The organism is Uliginosibacterium sangjuense, from assembly GCF_059132465.1.
In genome coordinates, this window is record NZ_CP101132.1 from 2,343,459 (window position 1) to 2,367,096 (window position 23,638).

At 67.0% G+C, this 23,638-nt stretch carries 27 protein-coding genes; 13 read left to right on the forward strand and 14 right to left on the reverse strand.

The genetic code is table 11. The features are described 5' to 3' along the window. Window positions 1-25 precede the first annotated feature (25 nt). The 5 genes from NMB43_RS10895 to NMB43_RS10915 all read left to right on the forward strand — a co-directional run bounded on the left by NMB43_RS10895 (window position 26) and on the right by NMB43_RS10915 (window position 4,184). Window positions 26-1,072 carry a hypothetical protein gene (locus NMB43_RS10895; protein WP_494348186.1) on the forward strand — a complete coding sequence of 349 codons (1,047 nt, stop codon included), beginning with the start codon at window positions 26-28 and terminating at the stop codon, window positions 1,070-1,072. Continuing rightward, window positions 1,069-2,763, forward strand: coding sequence for a single-stranded-DNA-specific exonuclease RecJ (gene recJ / locus NMB43_RS10900; protein WP_494348187.1), 1,695 nt, complete (start codon window positions 1,069-1,071; stop codon window positions 2,761-2,763). Before NMB43_RS10895 ends, recJ begins: the two co-directional genes overlap by 4 nt. Next, window positions 2,760-2,957, forward strand: a complete 198-nt coding sequence (locus tag NMB43_RS10905) for a hypothetical protein (protein WP_494348188.1) — start codon at window positions 2,760-2,762, stop codon at window positions 2,955-2,957. Before recJ ends, NMB43_RS10905 begins: the two co-directional genes overlap by 4 nt. A gap of 82 nt (window positions 2,958-3,039) precedes the next feature. Then, window positions 3,040-3,792, forward strand: a complete 753-nt coding sequence (locus NMB43_RS10910; protein ID WP_494348189.1) for a TerC family protein — start codon at window positions 3,040-3,042, stop codon at window positions 3,790-3,792. Between the two features lie 80 nt (window positions 3,793-3,872). Continuing rightward, window positions 3,873-4,184, forward strand: a complete 312-nt coding sequence (locus NMB43_RS10915; RefSeq protein ID WP_494348190.1) for a carboxymuconolactone decarboxylase family protein — start codon at window positions 3,873-3,875, stop codon at window positions 4,182-4,184. Here NMB43_RS10915 and NMB43_RS10920 read toward each other — a convergent pair. From NMB43_RS10920 to NMB43_RS10930, 3 genes are all read right to left on the reverse strand, one after another. Further along, complete coding sequence (locus tag NMB43_RS10920) at window positions 4,173-5,468, reverse strand: GGDEF domain-containing protein (RefSeq protein ID WP_494348191.1); 1,296 nt, start codon at window positions 5,466-5,468, stop codon at window positions 4,173-4,175. The genes NMB43_RS10915 and NMB43_RS10920 overlap by 12 nt on opposite strands. An 8-nt stretch (window positions 5,469-5,476) precedes the next feature. Beyond that, window positions 5,477-6,583: an ABC transporter substrate-binding protein gene (locus tag NMB43_RS10925; RefSeq protein WP_494348192.1), complete on the reverse strand. Its 1,107-nt coding sequence runs from the start codon at window positions 6,581-6,583 to the stop codon at window positions 5,477-5,479. A 96-nt stretch (window positions 6,584-6,679) separates the two neighbouring features. After that, the gene (locus tag NMB43_RS10930) at window positions 6,680-8,653 is read right to left on the reverse strand and encodes a DNA topoisomerase IV subunit B (protein ID WP_494348193.1); all 1,974 of its coding nucleotides are present in this window, start codon (window positions 8,651-8,653) and stop codon (window positions 6,680-6,682) included. Between the two features lie 103 nt (window positions 8,654-8,756). Between NMB43_RS10930 and NMB43_RS10935 the strand changes: the two genes are divergently transcribed. The 6 genes from NMB43_RS10935 to NMB43_RS10960 all read left to right on the forward strand — a co-directional run bounded on the left by NMB43_RS10935 (window position 8,757) and on the right by NMB43_RS10960 (window position 13,674). Further along, window positions 8,757-9,866: an HD-GYP domain-containing protein gene (locus NMB43_RS10935; protein ID WP_494348194.1), complete on the forward strand. Its 1,110-nt coding sequence runs from the start codon at window positions 8,757-8,759 to the stop codon at window positions 9,864-9,866. A 144-nt stretch (window positions 9,867-10,010) separates the two neighbouring features. Further along, on the forward strand, window positions 10,011-10,298 hold the full coding sequence (locus NMB43_RS10940; protein ID WP_494348195.1) for a putative quinol monooxygenase: 288 nt from the start codon (window positions 10,011-10,013) through the stop codon (window positions 10,296-10,298). A gap of 27 nt (window positions 10,299-10,325) precedes the next feature. Then, window positions 10,326-10,901, forward strand: a complete 576-nt coding sequence (locus NMB43_RS10945) for a DNA-3-methyladenine glycosylase I (protein WP_494352135.1) — start codon at window positions 10,326-10,328, stop codon at window positions 10,899-10,901. Next, a complete protein-coding gene (locus tag NMB43_RS10950) occupies window positions 10,898-11,746 on the forward strand; it encodes a D-hexose-6-phosphate mutarotase (protein WP_494348196.1) in 849 nt (282 codons plus the stop codon). The genes NMB43_RS10945 and NMB43_RS10950 overlap by 4 nt, the downstream gene beginning before the upstream one ends. 15 nt (window positions 11,747-11,761) lie before the next feature. Beyond that, window positions 11,762-13,270, forward strand: a complete 1,509-nt coding sequence (gene zwf, locus NMB43_RS10955) for a glucose-6-phosphate dehydrogenase (RefSeq protein ID WP_494348197.1) — start codon at window positions 11,762-11,764, stop codon at window positions 13,268-13,270. Beyond that, the gene (locus NMB43_RS10960) at window positions 13,267-13,674 is read left to right on the forward strand and encodes a YchJ family protein (protein WP_494348198.1); all 408 of its coding nucleotides are present in this window, start codon (window positions 13,267-13,269) and stop codon (window positions 13,672-13,674) included. Before zwf ends, NMB43_RS10960 begins: the two co-directional genes overlap by 4 nt. Before the next feature lie 18 nt (window positions 13,675-13,692). Here the strand turns inward: NMB43_RS10960 and NMB43_RS10965 are convergent, their stop codons facing one another. The 6 genes from NMB43_RS10965 to NMB43_RS10990 form a co-directional block, all read right to left on the reverse strand. Further along, entirely contained in the window at window positions 13,693-14,163 is a 471-nt protein-coding gene (locus NMB43_RS10965) for a DUF6152 family protein (RefSeq protein ID WP_494348199.1), read from the reverse strand. 10 nt (window positions 14,164-14,173) lie between these two features. Next, complete coding sequence (locus tag NMB43_RS10970; protein WP_494348200.1) at window positions 14,174-14,617, reverse strand: DUF6644 family protein; 444 nt, start codon at window positions 14,615-14,617, stop codon at window positions 14,174-14,176. Continuing rightward, window positions 14,618-15,178 carry a histidine phosphatase family protein gene (locus NMB43_RS10975; RefSeq protein ID WP_494348201.1) on the reverse strand — a complete coding sequence of 187 codons (561 nt, stop codon included), beginning with the start codon at window positions 15,176-15,178 and terminating at the stop codon, window positions 14,618-14,620. Window positions 15,179-15,254: 76 nt separating this feature from the next. Beyond that, window positions 15,255-15,743 (reverse strand): Cys-tRNA(Pro) deacylase, encoded by a 489-nt coding sequence (ybaK, locus tag NMB43_RS10980; RefSeq protein ID WP_494348202.1) that lies wholly within the window; start codon window positions 15,741-15,743, stop codon window positions 15,255-15,257. 34 nt (window positions 15,744-15,777) lie between these two features. Beyond that, entirely contained in the window at window positions 15,778-16,233 is a 456-nt protein-coding gene (locus NMB43_RS10985; protein ID WP_494348203.1) for a PilZ domain-containing protein, read from the reverse strand. A gap of 115 nt (window positions 16,234-16,348) precedes the next feature. Next, window positions 16,349-16,825 (reverse strand): MarR family winged helix-turn-helix transcriptional regulator, encoded by a 477-nt coding sequence (locus NMB43_RS10990; RefSeq protein WP_494348204.1) that lies wholly within the window; start codon window positions 16,823-16,825, stop codon window positions 16,349-16,351. Between the two features lie 63 nt (window positions 16,826-16,888). Between NMB43_RS10990 and NMB43_RS10995 the strand changes: the two genes are divergently transcribed. Continuing rightward, a complete protein-coding gene (locus NMB43_RS10995; RefSeq protein ID WP_494348205.1) occupies window positions 16,889-18,070 on the forward strand; it encodes an aminotransferase-like domain-containing protein in 1,182 nt (393 codons plus the stop codon). Here NMB43_RS10995 and NMB43_RS11000 read toward each other — a convergent pair. The 5 genes from NMB43_RS11000 to NMB43_RS11020 all read right to left on the reverse strand — a co-directional run bounded on the left by NMB43_RS11000 (window position 18,063) and on the right by NMB43_RS11020 (window position 22,703). Beyond that, window positions 18,063-19,070 (reverse strand): patatin-like phospholipase family protein, encoded by a 1,008-nt coding sequence (locus NMB43_RS11000; protein ID WP_494348206.1) that lies wholly within the window; start codon window positions 19,068-19,070, stop codon window positions 18,063-18,065. The genes NMB43_RS10995 and NMB43_RS11000 overlap by 8 nt on opposite strands. Before the next feature lie 143 nt (window positions 19,071-19,213). Beyond that, window positions 19,214-19,561: an FKBP-type peptidyl-prolyl cis-trans isomerase gene (locus NMB43_RS11005; protein ID WP_494348207.1), complete on the reverse strand. Its 348-nt coding sequence runs from the start codon at window positions 19,559-19,561 to the stop codon at window positions 19,214-19,216. A gap of 57 nt (window positions 19,562-19,618) precedes the next feature. Beyond that, window positions 19,619-20,773 carry a DUF1501 domain-containing protein gene (locus NMB43_RS11010; RefSeq protein WP_494348208.1) on the reverse strand — a complete coding sequence of 385 codons (1,155 nt, stop codon included), beginning with the start codon at window positions 20,771-20,773 and terminating at the stop codon, window positions 19,619-19,621. 10 nt (window positions 20,774-20,783) lie between these two features. Beyond that, a complete protein-coding gene (locus NMB43_RS11015; protein WP_494348209.1) occupies window positions 20,784-22,226 on the reverse strand; it encodes a DUF1800 domain-containing protein in 1,443 nt (480 codons plus the stop codon). Window positions 22,227-22,250: 24 nt separating this feature from the next. Next, window positions 22,251-22,703 carry a hypothetical protein gene (locus NMB43_RS11020; protein ID WP_494348210.1) on the reverse strand — a complete coding sequence of 151 codons (453 nt, stop codon included), beginning with the start codon at window positions 22,701-22,703 and terminating at the stop codon, window positions 22,251-22,253. Between the two features lie 195 nt (window positions 22,704-22,898). On the opposite strand from NMB43_RS11020, the gene ompR reads away from it, so the two are divergent. Then, on the forward strand, window positions 22,899-23,636 hold the full coding sequence (gene ompR, locus NMB43_RS11025) for an osmolarity response regulator transcription factor OmpR (protein ID WP_494348211.1): 738 nt from the start codon (window positions 22,899-22,901) through the stop codon (window positions 23,634-23,636). Window positions 23,637-23,638: the final 2 nt, after the last annotated feature.

Here is a 23,638-nt window from a genome sequence, read left to right on the forward strand (position 1 = left end):
CGGTTTTCCCTTGCCGCAACACCCGATGTCCAGCCGTCCCACGCTGATCGCCGTTCCCGGCCTCTACTGGCCCAGTCCCGGCCTGCGTGCGCGCCTGGCCGCGCAGCGCCTGCCCGGCCTGCAGCGCCTGCTGGCCGGCGCACGCGCGCACAGCGGCGGCCCGCGCAGCTTCGAGGCCTGGTTGTGCGCCTTGTTCGGTGCCGGCGCCCAGCCCGACTTCGCCGGCCTGCGCCTGACCGGCGAGGATGTCAGCCCGCCCGTACCCGAGGGCACCTGGCTGTGCGCCGACCCAGTCGGCTTCAATTTCGCGCGTGAGCAGATGCTGCTGCGCGGGCTTGCACCAGAAGAAATCACGCTGGAAGAAGCGCAAGCCGTCATCGCCGCACTCAACGCCGAATTCGCCGACCTCGGCAGCTTCTTTGCCGCCAGCTCCACGCGCTGGTATCTCCAGACCCACCAGCCCCTCAATGTGGACCTGCCGGCGCTGGCCGATGCAAGTGGCCGTCCCCTGGCCTATTTCCAGCCCGACGGCCCGGACCGCGCGATCTGGGCACGTGCGCTCAACGAATTGCAGGTGTTCTGCCACAACCTGCCGCTCAACCGCGCGCGCGAGGCACGCGGCGCGGTACCCCTAGGCGGCCTGTGGCTGTGGGGCAACGGCGAACCGGTGCCGCTGCGCGCACCCTGCACGCGCGGCTGCGGCGACGCCAGCCCGCTGTTGCTGGGCCTGTGCCGTGGCGCGGGCATGGACTGGCGCGACGCGCGCGAGTTCGATCCCGATTTCCCGCTGCAGTTTTTCACCGCGCTGGCCGAACCCTCGCGCCGACGCGACGAGCACGCCTGGCTACAGGCGCTGCTTGAACTCGATGCACAAGTCTTCGTGCCCTTGGCCGATGCACTGGCCAAACGTAGCCTGCCCACCGCCCAGTTGGTCGCCCCCGGGGATGCCGCCACCCTGGTGCTGGAGCTCAACCCGCTGCCGCGCTGGCGCCTGTGGGGCCGCCAACGCAGCATGCCCGAGCTAGCTTCTGTCCTGTGCCCGGAGGATGTCTCCGTGCAGGTCACGGCATGACCCGCCTGAGCCCGCGCGCCGCGCCGCCCGCCGTCGTCCGCCAACTTGCCGCCGGCGGCGTGCATCCCCTGCTCGCCCGCCTGTACGCGGCACGCGGCATCCACAGTGAGCGCGAGCTGAAGCTGGAGCTGACGGCCCTGCTCCCACCCAAGGATCTGCTGGGTATCGACCGGGCCGCCCAGGTACTGGCCGATGCCATCGAAGCGCAAGCGCGCATGGTGATCGTGGCCGACTACGACTGCGACGGCGCCACTGCGTGCGCCGTGGGCATCCGTGCGCTGCGTGCCATGGGCGCTCAGGTCGACTATCTGGTGCCGAATCGTTTCGAGTACGGCTATGGCCTGACCCCGGCGATCGTCGATCTGGCGGCCGGGCTGCAGCCCGAAGTGCTGATCACGGTGGACAACGGTATCGCCAGTGTCGAGGGCGTCGCACGCGCACGCGCCCTGGGCATGACCACGGTGATCACCGACCACCACCTGCCCGGCGACACCCTGCCCGAGGCGGATGTGATCGTGAATCCCAACCAGCCCGGTTGCGGTTTTGCCAGCAAGCACCTGGCCGGCGTGGGCGTGATGTTCTACGTGATGAGCGCGCTGCGCGCCGAGTTGCGCCAGCGCGGCTGGTTCGCGGCGGAGCGCAAGGAGCCCGTGCTGGGCGAGCTGCTGGACCTGGTGGCGCTGGGCACGGTGGCCGACGTGGTGCGCCTGGACGCCAACAACCGCGTGCTGGTCAGCCAAGGCCTGGCGCGCATGCGCGCCGGGCGCATGCAAGCCGGGCTGCGCGCGCTGTTCGCAGTGGCCGCGCGCGATCCGGCGCGCGCCAGCACCTTCGACATGGGCTTCGCGCTGGGCCCGCGCCTCAACGCGGCCGGGCGGCTCACCGACATGTCGCTGGGCATCGAGTGCCTGATCACCGACGACATGGCGCGCGCCATGAACCTCGCACGCGAGCTGGACAATCTGAACCGCGAGCGCCGCAGCATCGAGGAAGAGATGCGCGACAGCGCGCTCGCCACCCTCGCCTTCACCGACGCCGGCGACGCGCCGGCCATCGCGCTGTATGAGCCCGAATGGCACCAGGGCGTGATCGGCATCGTCGCCGGCCGCATCAAGGAACGCGCGCATCGCCCCACCATCGCCTTCGCCCAGGCCGGCGATGGCGAGTTGAAGGGTTCCGGCCGCTCGATTCCCGCGCTGCACATGCGCGATGCGCTGGACCTGATCAGCAAGCGCCATCCCGACCTGATCCTGCGTTTCGGTGGCCATGCCATGGCGGCCGGCCTGTCGATCCGCGAAGCCGACTTCCCGCGCTTCGCCCAGGCCTTCGCCCAGACCGTGGGCGAATTGCTCAGCCCGGCCGAATTGCAGAAGGTGATCGAGACCGACGGCCCACTGGAGACCGGCTACATGTCGCTCGAAATGGCGCGTGAGCTGGACGCCGCCATCTGGGGCCAGGGCTTCCCGCAGCCGGTGTTCGACGATGTGTTCGAAGTCGAGGGCCAGCGCATCATGAAGGATCGTCACCTCAAGCTCGCCTTGCGCAAGAACGGGCAGCGCTTCGATGCCGTGCAATGGAACTGTACCGAGGCCGTCCCCCCGCGCATCCGCGCCGCCTACCGCCTGGCCGTCAACGAATACCAGGGCAGCGCCAGCGTGCAGTTGATGCTGGAACACTTCGAAGCAGCATGAGCCAGGAAAAACCTTTCGCGCGCAGCGACGCCGACAAGGATGCCCGCCTGGCACAACTGCGGCAGCGGCTGGCCGGTGCCACCCCGAAAACCGCTCCCAAACCCACCTTGCCGCGCTTCTACACTGACTGGCGGGGCATTGCAGCGCTCGTGCTGGTCGCCGTGTTCCTGCTGGCCGGTTTGCTGGTAGCCTGAGCCGCGCGGAACTTTTCAGCGGACGTCAGGTCTGCTGCCCGCTGCGCTTGCGGCATAAACCAACATTATCGAGACGACACACATGGAATGGTTCGCCTGGGTCTCCGACCCGAACGCCTGGATCGCACTGGCCACCCTGACTGCCCTGGAAATCGTGCTGGGCATCGACAACATCATCTTCATCTCGGTGCTGGTCGGCCGCCTTCCCGAGAAGCAGCGCGATTCAGCCCGCCGCCTGGGCCTGACGCTGGCGATGCTGAGCCGCATCGCCCTGCTGCTGTCACTGGCCTGGATCATGCGGCTGACCGAGCCGCTGTTCACCCTGCTCTCGACCGACATCTCGGGGCGCGACCTGATCCTGATCCTCGGCGGCCTATTCCTGCTGTGGAAGAGCGTGCACGAGATCCACAACTCGCTGCAGGGGCCGGATGAATCCGAGCATGGCCCCAGCACCGCCAAGGTGAGCTATATGGGCGTGCTGGTGCAGATCGCCATCATCGACATCGTGTTCTCGCTCGACTCGGTGATCACCGCGGTCGGCCTGGCCGACCAGATCAGCGTGATGGTGCTGGCCATCCTGATCTCGGTGGGGGTGATGATGCTGGCCGCCAAGTCGATCGGCGAGTTCGTCGATGCAAACCCGACCATCAAGATGCTGGCGCTCTCCTTCCTCGTCCTGGTGGGCGTGACCTTGATGGCCGAAGGCTTCGAGACGCACATCCCGAAGGGTTACATCTACTTCGCGATGGCCTTCTCGGTGGTGGTCGAGATGATCAACATCCGCCTGCGCCGCAAGCACGTAGCCGTCAAGCTGCACCGCGACCTGCCCGACTGAGTTTGCGCAGGCTCAAGGCCCGCTTCCTGCCGCCGCGCAAGATGCCCTTCCCGGCACTTGCGCCGGCGGGAGAATGAAAGATGGGTATTTCGGCAGCGTTCGAGGCCTTCTTCAAGGAGGCTCCACAGCACGCACAGGCCTGGATGCAGGCGGTGCAGGCACTCGACGGAGCCAGCGCGCTCGACAAGAAAACCGAAGAGCTGGCCTATGTCGCCGTGCTCGCCGCCTTGCGGCTGAGTGGCGGCATCCCCTTCCACGTCGAGGCCGCCCGAGCGCACGGCGCCACCCGCGAAGAGGTGATCAGTGCCGTGCTGCTGGGCCTGCCGGCCGCCGGCAACGGCGTGGTGCAGGCCCTGCCGGTGGCACTGGCGGCCTTCGACTCAACCGACTGAAGACGCCAGCAACGCACCTTCGAGTTGCGGCGAGGGCAGCACTTTGTTGCGTCCGCCCTGCTTCGCCTCCAGCAACAGGTTGTCAGCGCGCGCCAGCAGGCGCTCGGCGTTATCGCCCGGCAGCCACTCCGCCACACCGAAGCTGGCCGTGACCTGGACCTTCTGCAGACCGTCGCTGAAACTGGCGGTCTCGATGCGCTGGCGCAGACGCTCGGCCGTGGCGCAGGCGGCCATCAGCTCGGTCTCGGGCAGCACGATCAGAAACTCCTCCCCGCCATAGCGCGCCACCCAGTCGACCTCGCTGCGCAGGTCGTGCAGCAGGTGGGCGGCGAAGCCGCGCAACACCTCGTCGCCAAAGGCGTGGCCATAGGAATCGTTGATGCGCTTGAAGTGGTCGACGTCGCAGAACATCACCGACAGCGGCCGGCCGTAGCGCTGGGCGCGCTCCACCTCCATCGGGAAACGCTCATCGAAATGGCGGCGGTTGAAGCAGCCGGTCAGCGGATCGGTCATCGCGATACGCTGCAATGAGCTGAGCGCACTCTCCAGGTCCTGCGTGCGCTCGGCCACTAGGCGGTCGAGGTTCTCGATGTGCTCGCTGATGCCACTCTGCAAGGTGCCGAAGCCTTCCACCACCAGGTCGATCTCGTCGCGGTAGCGATTGCCCGGCCGTCGCAGCGAGAGCGGCATGGTCAGGCTGCGCGGGTTGAGCCCGGCCACGAAACGGGCGATCCCTTCCAGTGGCTGCTGCAACTCACGCCGCAGCAGGCCGGTGATGAAGGCGCACAGCATCAGGGTCAGCACGCCATAGCCCAGCACCACGGGCAGCAGGCTCCACAGGATCTCGCGCGGCAGTATGGCGGGGTCGGGCACGATGTGCAGCGTGCCCACGCTGCCGCTCTCGATGCGCGGATAGGGGATATTGACCACCATTGCCTGGGCACGCGCCAGATCGGCCTGGCCGGCGAAGAAGCGCTGCCCGGTCTTGGTCTCGACCCACACATAGCCGACCTCGCGCCGCTCGGCGATGCTGCGCACCTGCTGGGCCAGGGCATCGGGCTCGATGTCCCACACATTCAGCGCCAGCAAGGGCACATGGCTGGCCACCAGCTCACGCAAGGCGGCCTTCTGCCGGTCCTGCACAGACTGGTAGGTCAGCGCTGCCTGCACGCAGCACACGACCGTGGCGCACAGGGTGGACAGCAGGAAAGTCTTGCGGATCAGCGAGACGGCAAGAGGGCGAAAAGGGCGCGGGGCAGGACGGTAAGCGGGGCGGGCCGACACGGGCGCTCCTACAGCAGTAACTGCCGGAAGTTGAAGTTGTAGGCGCGCAGGCGCGGGTTATGCACCTTGCTGAAGCGGCGAAAGTCGATGGCGTCGAAATTCAGCTCGCCGAAACGGCGCAGAAAAATGTCGGCCTGCGCCGAGTCGAACAGCGTGAACATGAACTGCGACTGCTCCAGCCCGTCGCCCGCGAAATCCTTGCCCCGGGCATAGTCGTGGATCATCACCAGGGCCCACGCACCGGCGATGAAATGGCCACCCGCCAGCGCGCTGAGCTGGCCGGCCTTCATCGCTTCCAGGGCCTCGCGCGAGGTGTTCACGCCGGAGAAGAAGGCATCCCTGCCCGGCGTACCGCCGCGCTTGCGCCATTCGTCCATCGCGCCGAAGGCCATCAGGTCGTTGCCGGCCCATACCAGGCGGGCCTGCGGGTAGCGCTGGAACAGGACCTCGCTCTGCTCGCGCGCCTTCTCGCGCGTCCAGGCGGCATAGACCACCTGCTCCAGAATCACATCCGGACTCTCTGCCACGGCACGCATCATGCCCTCATTGCGGGCGACTGAACTGGGCGTGGAGCGGTCGCCGGCAATCGCCAGCAGGTGCAGCTTGCCGTCGGGAGTCTGGGCGTGCGCCTTGCGGCCCCGTTCGATCAAGGCGCGTGCGGTGAGGTAGCCGGCATCTTCGGCCTGGGGCTCGAGAGAGCCGATCCAGTGCTTGAGCTGCGCGCGCGGCGCGCCGGTCATCGCCCGCTCGCTGCTGGCCACGATGCCGCTGAAGGCGAGGAAGCTCTTGATGCCGGCCTCCTCGAACTGGCGCAGCAGGCGCGGTGCCGAACCATAGTCGTTGGAATACACCACGAAATCCGGGCGCTGCCCAGGCGGGCGGGCGGCGATCTCGTCAGCGATGTCGAACACCTTCTGATGCACGCGCTCGGCATAGCGCACCTCCAGGCGCATGCCCAGGCTGCGCGCCGCCGATTCCATCGCCCGGCTGGCCGTCAGCCAGTAGATCTCGTCCGACTTGCCGGGATTGATGAAGACGACCGACTGGGCGCTGGCGGCGGGGGCCAACAGCGCCAGCAGCACGGGCAACAGAAGCGCGACAAGGCGAGGAAGCATGGCGTCTTTCCGTCGAACGTAAACGGCGGTCTACGGCCCGCTCCACGACGGGCTCCATGGGGGTCTGCCGCAATTGTGCATTGCGGCAGACGACATTCAAAGGTCCGCTTCGACCAGATTGCCTTTCAGCTCCATCCAGGCGCGGCGACCCGAAGCCTCGCCCTTGCCCATCAGCAGGTCGAACAGGCGCATGGCCTGGCCGGCGCTGTCGGCATCCAGCGACACCGGCAGCACGCGGCGTGTCGCCGGGTCCATGGCGGTTTCCTTGAGCTGGTCCGGGCGCATCTCGCCGAGGCCCTTGAAACGGCCGATCTCCAAGGCCTCGGGTTTGAAGCCCTCCTTCACCAGACGATCGCGGATGGCTGCCAGCTCGCCTTCGTCCAGCGCATAGAAGCGGCGTGCCGGGCGCTTCTTGCCTTGCGCCGGCACGTCGACGCGATACAGCGGCGGCAGCGCGATCCACACATGGCCGGTATCGACCACACGCGGGAAATGGCGCAGGAACAAGGTCAGCAGCAGGGTCTGGATGTGCGAGCCATCGACGTCGGCGTCGGCCATGATGATGACCTTGCCATAGCGCAGGTTGGCCAGCACGGAATCGGGCGCGTCGGGCGTATGCGGATCGACGCCGATGGCGACCGAGATGTCATGGATCTCGGCGTTGGCAAACAGGCGGTTGGGATCAACCTCCCAGGCGTTCAGCACCTTGCCGCGCAGCGGCAGGATGGCTTGCGTCTCGCGACTTCGCGCCAGCTTGGCCGAACCGCCGGCGGAATCACCCTCGACGAGGTACAGCTCGTTCTCGCCGATGTCCTCGCTCTCGCAGTCGGACAGCTTGCCGGGCAACACGGCTACGCCGGAACTCTTCTTCTTCTCGACCTTCTGCGCTTCCTTCAGGCGTGACTGCGCCTGCTTGATGGCCAGCTCGGCGATCGCCTTGCCGTATTCCACGTTCTGGTTCAACCAGGCCTCGAAGGGGTGCAGCAGCATGCTGGAGACCAGCTTCACCGCCTCGCGGCTGTTCAGCTTCTCCTTCACCTGGCCCTGGAACTGCGGGTCCAGGATGCGCGCCGAGAGCACGAAGCTCATCTTGCCGCACACGTCGTCCTGCTGGATCTTGACGCCCTTGGGCAGCAGGCTGTGGTGTTCGATGAAGCTCTTCACCGCCTCGAACACCCCTGCGCGCAGGCCGCTCTCATGGGTGCCACCATTCACGGTGGGGATGAGGTTCACATAGCTCTCGCCCAACTGCATGCCGTCGAACCAGCCGAAGCACCAGGCCGCGCCCTCGCCGGGCGCGAAATCCTCGTCGGGGCCGGCATAGGCCTCCTTGGTGTAGAGCGGCACCAGTGTCTCGGCGCCGGCCGCCATCTCGCGCAGGTAGCCGGCCAGGCCATCCTGGTAGCGCCACTCCTGGCGCGCGAACGTGCCATCGGCCTGCTCGATGTCCAGGATCACCTTCACCCCGGGCAACAGCACCGCCTTGGAGCGCAGCAGGCGCTCCAGCTCGTTCATTGGAATGCGCGGCGAATCGAAATACTTGCCATCCGGCCACACCCGCACGCGCGTGCCGCTTTGCTTGCCGCAGGCGCCGATCTCGCGCAGCTCGCCGATCTCGCGGCCACCGTTGATGAACTCGATCTGGTGAATCTTGCCCTCGCGGCGCACCTCCACCTCGACCCGCGTCGACAAGGCCGTCGTCACCGCCACGCCCACGCCATGCAGACCGCCGGAGAAGGCGTAGGCCGAGTTGCCGCTCTTCTTGTCGAACTTGCCGCCCGCGTGCAGCACCGTGTAGGCCAGCACCACCACCGGCTTGCCTTCGACCGGGTGCAGGCCGACCGGGATGCCGCGTCCGTCGTCGGTGACCGACACTGAGCCATCGCGGTGCAGGGCGACGTGGATGTGCTTGGCAAAACCGGCCAGGGCCTCGTCGGCCGCGTTGTCGATCACCTCCTGCACGATGTGGCAGGGCGAATCGGTGCGGGTGTACATGCCGGGGCGCTCGCGCACCGGCTCCAGACCCTTGAGAACGCGGAAAGAGGATTCGTCGTACTGCTTCTGACTCATGGAATTTTGCGTGGACATCTGTGCGGGATCGGAAGGGGCGCATTTTTTCACACATCCGGGCCGACCGCCTCAAGTTTGGCGCCGCCCTTTACGTAGACCGCACATGCGCCACGCCCTGCCTCACGATGCCCTGGAGATCGGTCAGCCCCTGCCCTGGGATGTCTTCGATGCCGCCGGCCAGCTCTTGCTGTGTCGCGGCTACGTGCTGACCCGTGATTCCCAGATCGCCATCCTTGCCGCACGCGGCGTCTATATCGACGAGCGCCTGCTGCGCGGCGCCGGCCGGCGGACCATGGCGCCGCCCGAGAACGACCCCTTCTCGATCTGGACCAATATCCGGATCGAACTGGAAGCATTGCTGCGAAACATTCGCCTGGAAGAAGATTTCGCGCGCCAGATCGGGGGACTGGCCGGCTTCGTCAACGAACTGGCCGACCGCAACCCGGACACTGCCCTGGCGGCGATGATCCTGACCGACCAACGCAACTACGCCACGGCGCACAGTCTGCATGTCGCGATCCTGTGCGAGCTGGCCGGGCGCCGCCTGCAGTGGGACGAGTCGCGCCGGCACAGCCTGGTATGCGCGGCCATGACGATGAACCTCGCCATGCTCGACCTGCAGGACGCCCTCGTCTCGCAACGCATGGCCCCCACGCCGCAACAGCGTGAGCTGATCCGCCGCCACCCCCAACTCGCCAAGGAGATGCTGCGCGAGGCCGAGGTCATCGACCCGCTGTGGCTGCGTGCCGTCGAGGAGCATCACGAAGCCCCTGGCGGTAATGGCTATCCGACCGGCATCGTCTCGCCCTGCGAGGAGGCCCAACTGCTGCGCACGGCCGACATCTTCTCCGCCAAGGTCAGCCCGCGCGCCGCGCGCAAACCAGTGTCGGTGCGCGAGGCCGCACGCTCGCTGCTGATGCAGGGGCAGAACGGCGAGGCCGATCCGCTGGCCGCAGTGCTGATCAAGGAAGTCGGCATCTTCCCACCAGGCACCTGCGTGCAGCTCGCCAACGGCGAGACCGGTGTGGTGTGGAAGCGCGGCGCCCAGGCCAACACCCCCATCGTGGCCAGCGTGCTGAGCGCGGCCGGCAGCTTCTACGACCGACCGGTGCGGCGCCAGACCAGCGACAAGCAGTACGAGGTCGTATCGGTACTGCCGCGCGACAAGCTGCGCGTCAATGTGAACTTCCGGCGTATCTGGCAGATGCGCTGAACGCTCGTCACAGATGACGAGTATTGCCTTGTCAGTCGGGCGCCGACTTGCCAGCTCCTTGTGCAATACGGGACACTGCTGCCTGGAATCCGAAGAAGAACTCCCCACGTAATGCACGCCATGAATGCCCGACCGATTCATGCCATGGTTCTCGCCGAGGCACTACCGCAGCACCTGAAGGAAGTCAGGGCTACCCTCAAGGAGCTGACCGAATTGTGTCGCCAGGAGGAAGGCTGTCTGCGCTTCGACGTCTACGCCGACCTGGATCAACCCTGCCGCTTCAACACCATCGAACTGTGGGCCTCGGCCGAGGCCTTGCAGCGACACCTCGACTCGCCCATCGTGGCGCGTGCCATCAAGGCCTTGTTCGGCAAGATGAAAGGGCTGCCGCAGGTGCGCGTGCTGGACCCGGTCAACGAACTGGCGGACTGAGAGCAGCTCCACGTGCATGCCATCGACATGGATCGTCCGCGCTGCCCTTGGCCAGGCCGCGATCCGCTCTATGTCGCCTACCATGACCAGGAATGGGGCGTGCCGTTGCGCGACGACGCCCGCCTGTTCGAGTTCCTGATGCTTGAAGGCGCGCAGGCCGGCTTGTCCTGGATCACGGTGCTGCGCAAGCGCGAGAACTACCGCAGCGCCCTGCGCGGTTTCGACCCCCACCAGATCGCCCGCTACACCGACAAGGATCTGGCCCGTCTGCTGGCCGACCCTGGCATCATCCGCAACCGCCTCAAGTGCGAGGCCATGATCGGCAACGCACGCGCCTTCCTCGAACTGCAAGCGAAGGAAGGCAGCTTCACCGACTTCCTGTGGCAGTTCGTCGACGGACAGCCAATTCTCAACTGCTGGCGCAGCATGGCCGAAGTGCCCGCCAGTACGCCCATCTCGGACCGCATGTCAAAGGAACTGAAACGGCGCGGTTTCCGCTTCGTCGGCAGCACCATCTGCTATGCCCACATGCAAGCCACCGGCATGGTCAACGACCATCTGGTCGACTGCTTCCGTCACGCTGAATTGAGTCACCGAACATGAGCTTCACCGCCATCGAAGAAATTGAATTCCAGGGCCAGCCGGCCCGTCGCCTGCGCTTGGCCAATGGGGCCCAGGCCACCGTGCTGTTGTACGGCGGCCATGTCGTCTCCTGGATCAGCCCCGACGGGCGCGAACGCCTGTACCTGTCGGACAAGGCCAGCTACGCGGCGGGGCAGGCCATCCGCGGCGGTGTGCCGGTGATCTTCCCGCAGTTTTCCACGCGCGGGCCCTTGCCTCGCCACGGCTTCGCCCGCACCCTGCCCTGGCAGCTCGTCGATGCGCGCGGCGATGGCGATTTCGCCATCGCCAGCCTGCGCCTGGAGGACAACGCCGCCACCCGTGCCCTGTGGCCGCAGCCCTTCGTGCTGGAGCTGTCGGTCGCGATCAGCGGCCAGCGCCTGGATCTCGAACTGGAAGTGCACAACACCGGCGACGCGGACCTCAGTTTCACAGCGGCCCTGCACACCTACCTGCGCGTACGCGAAGTCGAGGAGATCACACTGGAAGGTCTGCGCGGCCAGCGTTACACCGATTCGCTGCTGGGCGAGGAACGCCGCGACAGTGGCGTGACCCTCAGCGTGGAGGGTGAGGTGGACCGCATCTACCACGGCACCGACCATCCGCTGCTGCTGCGCGAGGCACGCGGTGCCCTGGGCATTCATGCCGAGAACATGCCGGACACGGTGGTGTGGAACCCGTGGGAGAGTGGCTGCGCGAAAATCGCCGACATGCCGCCGCAAGGATTCCGGCATATGCTGTGCGTCGAGGCCGCCGCCATCGAGGAACCGGTCGTACTGGAACCGGGCGCCGAATGGTGGGGCCGCCAGACTCTCCTCGCGATGTAACCGAAAGGCATCCCCATGCAGGACTCACGCAACGACTCACGCAACAAATCCTCGCGTGTGATCCAGGTCTCTCCCTTCGACCTGGTGGTGTTCGGCGGTGCCGGCGATCTTGCCGCGCGCAAGCTGCTGCCCGCACTCTATATGCGTGACCGTGCCACCCAGATCCCCCCCGAAGCGCGGATCATCGGTGTGTCGCGGCGCGCCCTGGCACAGGATGAGTACGCCAGCTTCGTGCGCGGTAGCATCGAGAAGTACGTCAAACCGGCTGACCAGGACGCGACCACGCTGACGCGCTTTCTCGAACGCATCCGCTTCCACTCGGCCGACGCCTCCGCCGATGCCGGCTGGGGTGAGCTGGCCGACCTCCTGAACGAGGAGCCAGGCCACATCCGGGCCTTCTACTTCGCGGTCTCGCCGGACCTGTTCGCCCCGCTGTCTGAGCGCATCCGCCAGTTCTCCCTGGTCACGGCGGACACCCGCGTGGTGCTCGAAAAACCGCTGGGCAAGGATGGCAAGAGCGCGGCCGCAGTGAATGAAGCAGTCGCCGCGGTCTTCCCCGAGAACCAGGTCTTCCGCATCGACCACTACCTCGGCAAGGAGACGGTGCAGAACCTGATGGCGCTGCGCTTCGCCAACCGCCTGTTCGAGCCGCTGTGGAACAGTACCCACATCGACCATATCCAGATCACGGTGGCTGAAGACCTGGGGACAGGCGAGCGCGCCGGCTACTACGACACCTCCGGCGCCATGCGCGACATGGTGCAGAATCACCTGCTGCAGTTGCTGTGCCTGACGGCTATGGAGCCGCCCGACACCTTCCGCGCCGACGCGGTGCGCGACGAGAAACTGAAGATTCTCAAGGCACTGCGCCGTATCGACGAGCGTAACTGCGAGCAGCTCACCGTGCGCGGGCAGTATCGCGCGGGCTTTGCTGGTGGCCAGGCCGTGCCCGGCTACCAGGAGGAGCTGGGCGGCCGCGAAAGCCACACCGAGACCTTCGTCGCCATCAAGGCCGAAGTCGCCAACTGGCGCTGGGCCGGCGTGCCCTTCTACCTGCGCACCGGCAAGCGCCTGGCCCAGCGCACCTCGGAGATCGTGGTCACCTTCCGCCCCCTGTCGCATTCGATCTTCGACGACACCGCCGGCCGCATCTCGCAGAACCGCCTGATCATCCGCCTGCAGCCCGACGAGGGTGTGACGCTGGAGGTCATGATCAAGGATCCCGGCCCCGGCGGCATGCGCCTGCGCCGCATCCCGCTCGACATGAGCTTCGCCGAAACCTTCGGCGTGGCCAATCCGGACGCCTACGAACGCCTGCTGATGGATGTGATCCGCGGCAACCAGACGCTGTTCATGCGTCACGACGAAGTCGCCGCCGCCTGGCGCTGGGTCGACCCCATCCTCGCCGCCTGGGCCAGCACCGGCCAGCGCGCCGCCCCCTATGCCGCCGGCAGTTGGGGGCCATCGGCCGGCATCGCGCTGATCGAGCGCGACGGCCGCACCTGGTTCGAGGACGGCGAATGAGCAAGACCGCCAAGGGCAAGGCCGCGCCAAGCGAGCCCTGCCCCTGCGGCGGCCCGGCCTACGCCACATGCTGCGGTCCGCTGCACGCCGGCACCGCCGCGCCGGACGCAGCCTCCCTGATGCGCTCCCGCTACAGCGCCTACGTCCTGAAACTGGAGCCCTACCTGCTCGCCACCTGGCACGCCAGCACCCGCCCCGCCGCGCTAGACCTGGCGCAGGACAACGGGACCCGCTGGCTGGGCCTCGCCGTCGGCGAACACCATGCCGAAGACGACCGGGCCACGGTGCGCTTCGTCGCACGCTACAAGATCGGCGGCCGCGCTCATCGCCTGCAAGAGCACAGCCGCTTCGTGCGCGAAGACGGACGCTGGTACTACCTGGACGGCGAGGTGAGCGAGACCTGAAACGGCGGGATCCGCTACTCAGGCCGGCGAGGACCGCAAGGGCGTCACCGCCTCACCCCGGATCAGAAACTCCACCCGGAAGATCGCCGCGCCCTTCTCGCCAGGGAAGGTATAGCCCACCAGTTCCAGGCTCTCGCCAGCCTTGATCTCCGGCACCTTCCAGGCGTTCAGGCGGGTCAGCGGCGACAACTCGACTTCCCACTTCTCGTCGCGCCGCGTCGGCAGTACGGCGCGCGCGAAGATCGCCGCCGCATCCACGTTGGCGGATTGCGCAGGGGCCGCGCGCGACTTCAGATTGGCCGGCAGCACAAGCGGTTGGTTCAGTTGCAAGATCAGTTCGGCATGCGGGTTTTGCCAACGCACCTCCGCCGCCTTGCCGGCGAGATACAAGGGGCGCGTTTCGTCGAAACTGCTCCAGCCGTGATGGGCCAGCACCGGCCCGGCACCCAGCACAAGGGGCATGCCGAAAACGAAGTCTCTGCGTCGCATGTTGTTCTCCTCAGAAATAGGCGATCCAACGGCCGCAGAAAATCACGGCCAACCAGATCACCATGGACAGCACAGCCTGCAGGCGGCTCAGCCCGTCTTCGCCGAGCGGCCCGCGAGCATGCAGGAAGCCGGCATTGCAACCGGCCAGGATCACCAGTCCCATCTTGGCGATGAAGTACGGGTTGCCGATCAGTTCGCCGGCACGGGCAAAGAACATGGTCAGGCCGGTCAAGGCAGCCAACAGGAAGCCCAGCACGGTCCACGGCAGCACGCCACGCGCTAGCAGGGCGAGGTCGAGCCCGCGCATCAGGCCGAGCAGGCGCAGGTCGACCACCAGCACGCTGCCAAAAAGCGTGGCCAGCCCCATCAGGTGGAAGGTTTCCAGTACCGGATAGGCCAGACTGGTCCGCAACCACACGGCCAACTCGCCCCCGATCGCCAGTGGCGCCTCCACCTATCCGCCCTCCGCCGGAAGCCGGCCGATGAGGCGGAAGCCTTCGCCCTCTGGACGCAGTACGAAGCCTTCTCCCATCGAGGGGTACTCGCCGCTCAGGGCGGAGATGTTGACCTGGTGACTGACCCATACCGTGACGCCACCCGACGCAATCGTGCGCAGAGCAGCCCGCATGCCTGCCACACGCTCGGCGCGCTGTGCAGGTTCGTCAAAGAAGGAGTCGAGCCCGGGCAAGTGCTGGACAGGGAGGTCCGGGAAAGCTAACCGGGCGGTATCGCGCGCCCGGCACCAAGCGCTGCTGAAGAGCGCGACCGGCTGCACGCCTGCAGCCCTGAAGCGCTCGCCCAGGCGCTGCGCCTGCTGACGCCCCTGGGCCGAGAGCTGGCGTTGGCTGGCGCAGTCATCCAGCCGAAAACCCGCTGGGTCGCCCACGCCCGGCTCGGTCTGCGCATGGCGGAACAGGACGACGACGCCCCCTTCGCGCAAGGCCTGCCAGGCGGCTTCGCTGGCCAGCGCGGCAGTCGACAACAGGCACAGCAGCAGGCTTCCGATCCAGCGCATGGGCGGCACTCCGTCTGGTCATGCCGACACTGACGCGCCGGCAGCGCATTCGGTTCCCCTGCGTGCGCGAAAGACTTCAGGCGGACACCGCCACCTCGACCAGAACAGGCTTCAGCAGGTCTACGATCGCCTGCGGCGCCAGCCCCACGAGATAGCCACGCCGTCCGCCGTTGATGTAGATGCGTGGCAGTTCCAGGATGCTCTTCTCCACATAGACCGGCATCGCCTTGCGCGTGCCGAAGGGACTGGTGCCCCCCACCATGTAACCGGAATGCCGGTTCGCCACCTCGGGCGCGCAGGGCACGATGGTCTTGCAGCCGATGTGGCGCGCGAGATTCTTCGTCGACACCTCGCGGTCACCGTGCATCAGCACGATCAGAGGCCGTTTTGCCTCATCTTCCATGACCAAAGTCTTGATCACGGCATGCTCGTCCACGGCCAACTCGCGCGCACTGACCGCTGTGCCGCCGCGTTCTTCGTAGGTATAGGGATGATCGGTGAAGCTCACCCCGGCAGCGCGCAGCGCGCGCACGGCGGGGGTGACGGGAAGTTTTTCCTGGGCCATGCGGGCATTTTAATGCCGCCCGCGGACCCCCGCCTCAATGCGAACCGCGATAGGCGTCCAGGCCGGGGAATTCAGCAGCGAAACGGGTGATCCACTCGATCGCGGCGGCCTCGCCATCCAGCACGCGGCCTTCCACTCGCAAGACCTCGTTGCGGTAATGCTCGATATGACACACCTGCTCGACCATGCGGGCGGCGAAGGCGTCATCCGCATGCAGGAACCGCAGGCCCACTTCGAAATACTGACCATGCCGACGGCACCACACGACCGTACCCTCGGCACGGAAGGGCGGTCGAACCAGATCAATGCCCACCAGCACCACCGCACCCACCTCCAGCGCTCGCTCAGAACGGCAAGCAAGGCCACCGAGGCTGACGTCCTTCATGCGGCGCGAGGCACGTTGGCGAACGCCTTCGGCACAGATCTCGATGGGAATGTCGACGGGATGCCGGAGGAAACAACGCCCCGCTACCTGTTGGGTCACGGCCATGAGCGGCCCCTTTTCAGTCAGGTGAACTGGAATTATTGGTCAGGTCGGGCGAATCGCAAGGAGGAGATACCGCAATGCGGCAGTCTGTTGACCAGACTCGGGGCCGCGGTACGCGTCAGCCCGGCCGTTGCGACGCAGCCAGGGAGGCCATCACGGTTCGCCAGCCCTGCTCCGCGCCGCCGCCCTGCTCCGCGAATACCGTCGCCAGCAGTTGCCGCTGCGCCGCCGACAAGCGCGCCTCCAGCGCCGCGCCGTCGGGCGTGAGGCTCAGACAACGCGCGCGACCATCGTCCTCGGCCGGGCGCATGGCCACCAGGCCCTCCTCCACCAGTTGGCGCAGCGGCGCATGCAGTGCCTGTTTGCTGATGCCCAGGGTCGCCAGCAGATCACTCACCCGCTGCCCCGGACGACGCGCCACGAAATACAGCACGCGGTGATGCAGGCGGCCCAGGCCACGCTCGGCCAGGATCGCATCGGGCAAGGCGGTGAAGGCGCGGAACGCGAAGTGGAACAGCTCGATGGCCTCGAACAAGGCGTCGGGGCCGGCTTCCGCATGATTTGCCGGGTCGTGCTTGTCTTTTTGGTCAATCATGTTGACTTTATATTTCCTGGCTTCCAATATTGGTCAACATACATGACCAACTAAATACCTGCCATGTCCACCGTCGCAGACCATCCGCAGCCCGCACTCGCCCACCGCATGGCCGACCTCCAGCCCTCGCTGGTGCGCGAAATCCTGGCCGCCGCCACCCGCCCCGGCATGATCTCCTTCGCCGGTGGCTTGCCGGCGCCGGACTTGATGCCCGAGTTGCCGGTGGCCGCGCTGACGCAGCGCGCACTGTACCAATACGGCGCCAGCGAGGGAGAGCCGGCCTTCCGCGAAGCGGTGGCCGAGTGGATCGGCCACGCCGGGCTGACGGTCACCCCCTCACAAGTGCTGGCCCTGGCCGGTTCGCAGCAAGGCCTCGATCTGTGCGCCAAGCTGCTCATCGACCCTGGCAGCACGCTGCTGGTCGAGGCGCCGACCTATCTGGCGGCCCTGCAGGTGTTCCAGCTCTTCGGCGCGCGCGTCCGCCCCCTGCCGCTGGACGCCGAAGGCATCGCGCTCGACACGCTGGAGGCTGCCCTGCGCGAGGGCGGCGCACGGGCGCTGTACCTCGTGCCCAGCTTCCAGAACCCAAGCGGCCTGTGCTACTCGGCGGAGCGCCGCCAGGCTGTCGCCGCGCTGCTGGATCGCTACGCCTGCACGCTGATCGAGGACGATCCCTATCGCAGCATCCGTCTCGATGTCAGCCACCCGATGCGGGCGATCAGCAGCTACCTGGAACGCGCCCAATGGGTGTACCTCGGCAGCTTCTCCAAGATCCTGTGGCCAGGCCTGCGCATCGGCTACCTCGCCGCCTCGCCGATCCTCATGCCCCACCTGCTCAAGCTCAAGCAGGCCAATGACCTGCACACCCAGCGCCCCGGACAGATCGCCGTGGCGGAATGGCTGCGGAGCGCCCAGCGCGAGGCGGATCTGGCGCGCCTGATCGCGGGCTACCGGGTGCGCCGCGATGCCATGCAGGCGGCCTTGCTGGCCCAGCTCGGCGACATCGCGGAATGGTCGATCCCGCAGGGCGGGCTCTTCTTCTGGGTTCGCCTGCACTCGGGTCGCGCCGACCGCGCACTGCTGGACCGGGCGCTGGCCGAGGGCGTGGCGTTCATGCCGGGCGAGGCCTTCTACCCCGCCCAGCCGATCGCGGCCGACAGCCTGCGCCTGAACTACAGTCACGCCACGCCCGAGGCCATGACACGTGGCCTCGCGATCCTGTCACGACTGATCCGCGCTACTTGAGCGCAGAGAGATAGGTGCGCGCGTTCTTGTAGCCCAGGTCGTAGAGGTAGGACAGGTTGGAACGCGACCAGTCAAAGACTTTCTCCAGCCGCTCCGCCGGGATGTCTTTGAGCAGGGGAACCTTGTGCAGCGCGAGCCCTTCCGGCTTGTGCTTCGCCTCGAAGAGCTTGATGTCGTCGCGTGCGATCTCGACCAGTGGCGTGATGATGGACATGACCCAGGCGTCGTACAGATCACGCGGCGGACGCAGCAGCTTCTCCACCCCCAGGATGTCGAACACCACGATCTCTTCCAGGTCGGGATGGTTTTTCATCAGCCCCTTGAAGTTGAGGCAGTCGATGGCCGCCCCCTCGATGTAGTAACCGTCTTCAAGCTGCGTGGGCGGATACAGGAAGGGGAAGGACAGCGCGGCCTGCAGGTGCTTGTTGCTGAGCTCGTGCTTCTCGAAATTCCGCATCTCGTGCGTACTGAGGTTGTAGGCGTTGATGTACAGCGCCGGTTTGACCTGCGGAATCTTCTCGAAATCGATGATCTGCTCGGCAAAGGGCACATGGGCGCACAGGCCCAGGGAGTTGTCACTCAGATCGCTGGGGCACAGGGTGGCCCAGGCGAGTTCCAGGCTGTCCTTGGTGAGCTGGCTCACCGGGTCCTGCGCCGGCCATTGCATCACGCGCTGCACCAGGGGGTTGCCGGCCAGCATCTGGCGATAGGTGTCGGCCAGCATGCCGGGCTTGTTGAAAACCTTGTAGTTGACCGGAAATACGTCGTAGAGCGGGTCGGCGATCCCCAGTTCGGTCAGCCCGCGCAAGGTCGCCACCGGGTCACCGTTCTTCGGCGCGCAGTACATCAGGCCCAGCAGTGCGCCGGCACCCGCCATGCTGATCACGTCGAACTCCAGGCCCAGATCGACCACCGCCTCCAGCGCCCCGCCGACCAGGGTCGCGTTGGGCGCCCCACCGCTGATGATCAATGCCCTGCGTGCCTTCGCCTTGCCAGCCATGTCGTCCTCCGTGTATCAAACGTTGAGCGGAATGAATGCTGCACCACAGCATCATCCTATACGGCGAATGTGAGCACGGCCAGAAAACAAAAGGGCACCACGCGGGTGCCCTTGTCGTCTTCCGGCCAGCTATTGCGGACGGCTCACTGCACGTCCAGCAACTCCACCTCGAACACCAGCGTGGCATTCGGCGGAATCACGCCGCCCGCGCCGCGTGCGCCATAGCCCAGCTCGGGCGGAATGGTCAGCTTGCGCGTGCCGCCCACCTTCATGCCCTGCACGCCTTCGTCCCAGCCGGTGATCACGTAGCGCTTGCCGAGCGGAAAGGAGAAAGGTTCGTTACGGTCCTTGCTGGAGTCGAACTTGCTGCCGTCGGTCAACCAGCCGGTGTAGTGCACGACCACCGTGCGGCCGGACTTGGCTTCGGCGCCGGTGCCGAGCACGCTGTCTTCGTAGATGAGGCCCGAGGCCGTGGTGATGGAGTCCGCCATGATCTGTCGTCCGTTGTCTGAATGGGAGAGCGGCGGATTATGACCGCTCGCCCCGTCTCAGACCAGCGCCAGGGGGGCAAAACGGCCGCCCAGCACCGTGCGGCTGTCGGCGATGCCCCACCAGCGCTCCAGCACGGTGGCGTAGAGCCGGCGGAAATCCACGTGATGGCGCAGGTTTCCGCCTTCGTCCAGGTCTTCGAGGCTGGGCATGCGGCCGTGCAGCCCGCCGCGCACCTGCCCGCCCAGCACGAAGTGCGAAGCGGCGGTGCCATGATCGGTGCCGCCGCTGTCGTTCTCGCGCACGCGGCGGCCGAACTCGGCGTAAGTCATGATCAGGCTGTCATCCCAGCGTCCCAGCTCGTTCAGCCCGGCGTACAGGCTGTGCAGCCCCTCCGCCAGTTGGCGCAGCAGGTTGGCCTGGGTGCCGAGCTGGTTCTGGTGCGTGTCGAAGCCGCCCAGGCTCAGGCGGATCGCCCCCACACCCGGCGTGCGTGCCAGGGTCTCGCAGGCGAGACGGCAGTTGCGGCCAAACTCCGTGTTCGGGAAGCTCGTCTGCAGAGGACGCCCGGGCGCCAGCGAACGCGCCGCGTGCAGCACGTCCCCCTCCACCTTCAGCACATGCGCCAGCGCGCCGCCACCAGCGCGCTGAGCCTCCTTGGCCAGGCGCGCCTGGCGCTCGAAGTTGCCGCCCGCGTCCAGGGTGATCGCACGTGCTCCACCCGCGACCGGCCCCAGATCGGCCGAGCCCAGCACCAGCGCATCGGCCGCCATCGCTGGTGGCAGCGGCCAGCGCTGGAAGCTGCGGCTGAGCCAGCCCGCCTCCAGGTACTCGTCGCTGCGCGACGCGGTGTCCCAGATTTCGATGGAACGGAAATGCGAGAGATTCGGCTGCGGATAACCCAGACCCTGGACGATGGCAAGCTGGCCACGCTCCCACAGCGGCATCAAGGGCGACAGCGCAGCATGCAAGGCCACCGCGTCGCCCACGGGAATCAGTTCGCTGTCCGGCAGGGCGAGCCGGGGGCGTGCCGCCTTGTAAGCCGGGTCGCGGAAGGGCACCACGGTGTTGAGGCTGTCGTTGCCCCCCTTCAGCTCGACCAGCACCAGGAGCCGCCCAAGACGCGGCGCTGGCGCCATCGCCATCGACAGTCCAGGACGCCAGGCCAGCAGGCTGGCAGCGCCCATCTGCAGCAGGAAATCGCGTCGGCTCATCCGTGCCTCCTCACTTGACCTGATAGGCCGGGTCTTGCAGCAGGGCCCGCGCACTGTCACCCAGGCTCGCCTGCACCGGCGCCACGCTGAGCAAGACGGCAGCTGGTGTCAGCCCGCTGCGCAGCACCGTATCGCGCCAGCCGCCAAGGTCGGCGCGCAGCAGCGGTTCTGCGGCCTGGATGCGCTGACGCTGGCGCGCCTGCTCGTCCAGCATCCCGCCCATGTCCGGCGCGGGAGGCGCGGCAGGACGCATGGTAGATGTCTCGGTGCGCGCGATCCGATCGAGAAACTGCTTGCGGGTGAGCAAGGTCGTGGTGTTGATCCAGGCGTCCTGCCCCGGCCAGCCGCGCACATTGGGTGGCGCCAGCAGGTCTTGCCCGAGCGCGCGCAAGGTGCGCGTCAGCGGCAGTGGGTCCGGCACCTCGCCCTGCAGGGTATGCAGGCTGCCGACGACCAGCTCGACCGGCGACTTGACCAGGCTGCCACGCGCCTCCCGCTGCCAGAAAGCCTCGCTCAACAACAGTTCGCGCAGCACCGGCTTGATCGCGTAGCCCTGCTCACGGAAGAGGACCGCGAGGCGTTCCACTTCTGCGGAATCCGGCTGAGGCGAAACAAACTCGCGCCACAGTTTGCCCACGATGAAACGCGCGGTGTGGTCCTGAGCCAGCAGGAGGTCGAGCACATCATCACCGTCGAAACGTCCGCTGCGTCCGAGGATGCGCTTTTCACCCGCATCGTGCTGGGCGCGGCGGAAGACGAACTGCCAGCGCTGCGTGTCCAGGCTCCAGCCGGTGAAGGCACGCGCCGCTTCCTGGATATCGGCCTCACTGTAGTGCCCTTCGCCCAGCGTGAACAGCTCCATCACCTCGCGCGCGAAGTTCTCATTGGGCTTGCCCCGGCGGTTGGCGGCAGCATCCAGGTAAAGGAGCATCGCCGGGTCTTTGGACACCGCGTGCAGCAAGGCCGCGAAATTGCCGGTGGCATGGCTGCGCAGCAGCAGGTTCTGGTCGCGCATCAGGGCCAGGTGTTTGACCTTCTGCTGCCCCGAGACGAAATGGTTGTGCCAGAACAGCGTCATCCGCTCGGTCAGCGGCGAAGGCGTGCTCAGCATCTCGCCGATCCACCACGCACGCATCTCGTCGCTGCGCAGGCGCTGGTCGCGGTCATAGGCCTGACGCTCAGGCTGGGTGAGCTCGCGAGCGAGCAGGATGGGGCTGTCCGTCACGCGCGCGGGCAAGGGGGTGAGCGGGCTGCTGCGGGTCGCCGCGAGCAGGCGATCCACCGCTTCAACGCGCGTCAGCGCTGCGAACTCGACGATTTCGGCCGGGGTGGCGCCGAAGCCGCTGCGGCTCAGCAGGTGACGGGCCTCCTCCGGCCCCATGCTGGCGGCCAGCGCCGTCCAGTGAGTCACCGCCAGCGCGAGCAAACATACTGCCTTCACGCAACGCGTCATGTCGCCCCCTCTCCCCGCCGGGTTCTATTCGCCGTACACCTCGCGCGCCGCATCGCGCATCTGGCGGCGCAACTGCTTGCGTTCCTCCGGGCTCAGGCGGCGCGGCTGACCGGCTTCGCGCGCACGCTCATCCCCCGGTGCGGCCTCGGGCTGCGGCGGGCGCGGCGGCGGCCGGTCCGCTCGCGGCGGCTGCCCCTCCTCGGTCCACCCGGCGCGCCGGCGCGGCCCCTCGCCCCGGCCGTCCGGCGCCGGGTACAACTGCGGCGGCGGCATGCCTTCGGCGCCGCGCATATCGCGCATCATCTCTTCGCGCAACAGACGCAGGCGCTCACGCCGCGCCTGCAGGCGGGCCTCCTGCTCCGGCGTCATCGCCGGGCGCTCCTCGTGCGGCGCCGGCCCATGCGGCGGCTGGGCGTACGCCAGCCCGGCGCTCATCGCCCCCAGGCAACACAGGATCAGGAACCGGACTGCTCGCACGCTGGACTTTCTCTGCCGCACCCTGCGGCCACGCTCCAATAGTGGCGCGCCTGGCGCGCCGGTGTGTGGAATTCGGCCCTCATTCTGTAAGCAGTTGTAAACATCGCCGGCTGCCGACACTTCTTCTTACGATAGCGCCGCCCGCCGCGCGGGTGGCACGCTGACATTCGCGCGCCTTGCGCTTAGGATGGACGCATGGATACCAAGGAACGTTACCGCATTCTCGTCGTCGATGACGATGCCCGCCTGCGCAGCCTGCTCGACCGCTACCTCGACGAGCAGGGCTTCGCCGTGAAGACCGTGATCGACGCTGGCCAGATGGACCGCGCGCTGAGCCGCGAGCATTTCGACCTGATGGTGCTGGACCTGATGCTGCCAGGTGAGGACGGCCTCTCGATCTGCCGTCGCCTGCGCGGTGCAGGCAACAACCTGCCGATCGTGATGCTGACCGCGCGCGCCGAGGATGTGGACCGCATCATCGGCCTGGAGATCGGTGCCGATGACTACCTGCCCAAGCCCTTCAACCCGCGCGAACTGGTGGCCCGGATCAATGCCGTGCTGCGCCGCCGCCCGCGCAGCCTGCCCGGCGCCCCGGCCGAGGATGACGAGGAGGTGCGCTTCGGCAGCCTCTGCTTCAACCTCGCCACGCGCCAGCTCACGCGCGAGGGCAAGGAGCTGCCGCTGACCACCGGCGAGTTCGCCTTGCTCAAGGTGCTGGTGCAGCACCCGCGCCAGCCGCTGTCGCGCGACAAGTTGATGGAACTGGCGCGCGGCCGCGAATATGGCGTGTTCGACCGCTCCATTGACGTGCAGATCTCGCGCCTGCGCAAGCTGGTGGAGGACGAGGCGTCCAAGCCGCGCTACATCCAGACCGTGTGGGGCTTCGGCTACGTATTCGTGCCTGACGAAGCGCGCGCCGCCCGCGAGGCCTGAAG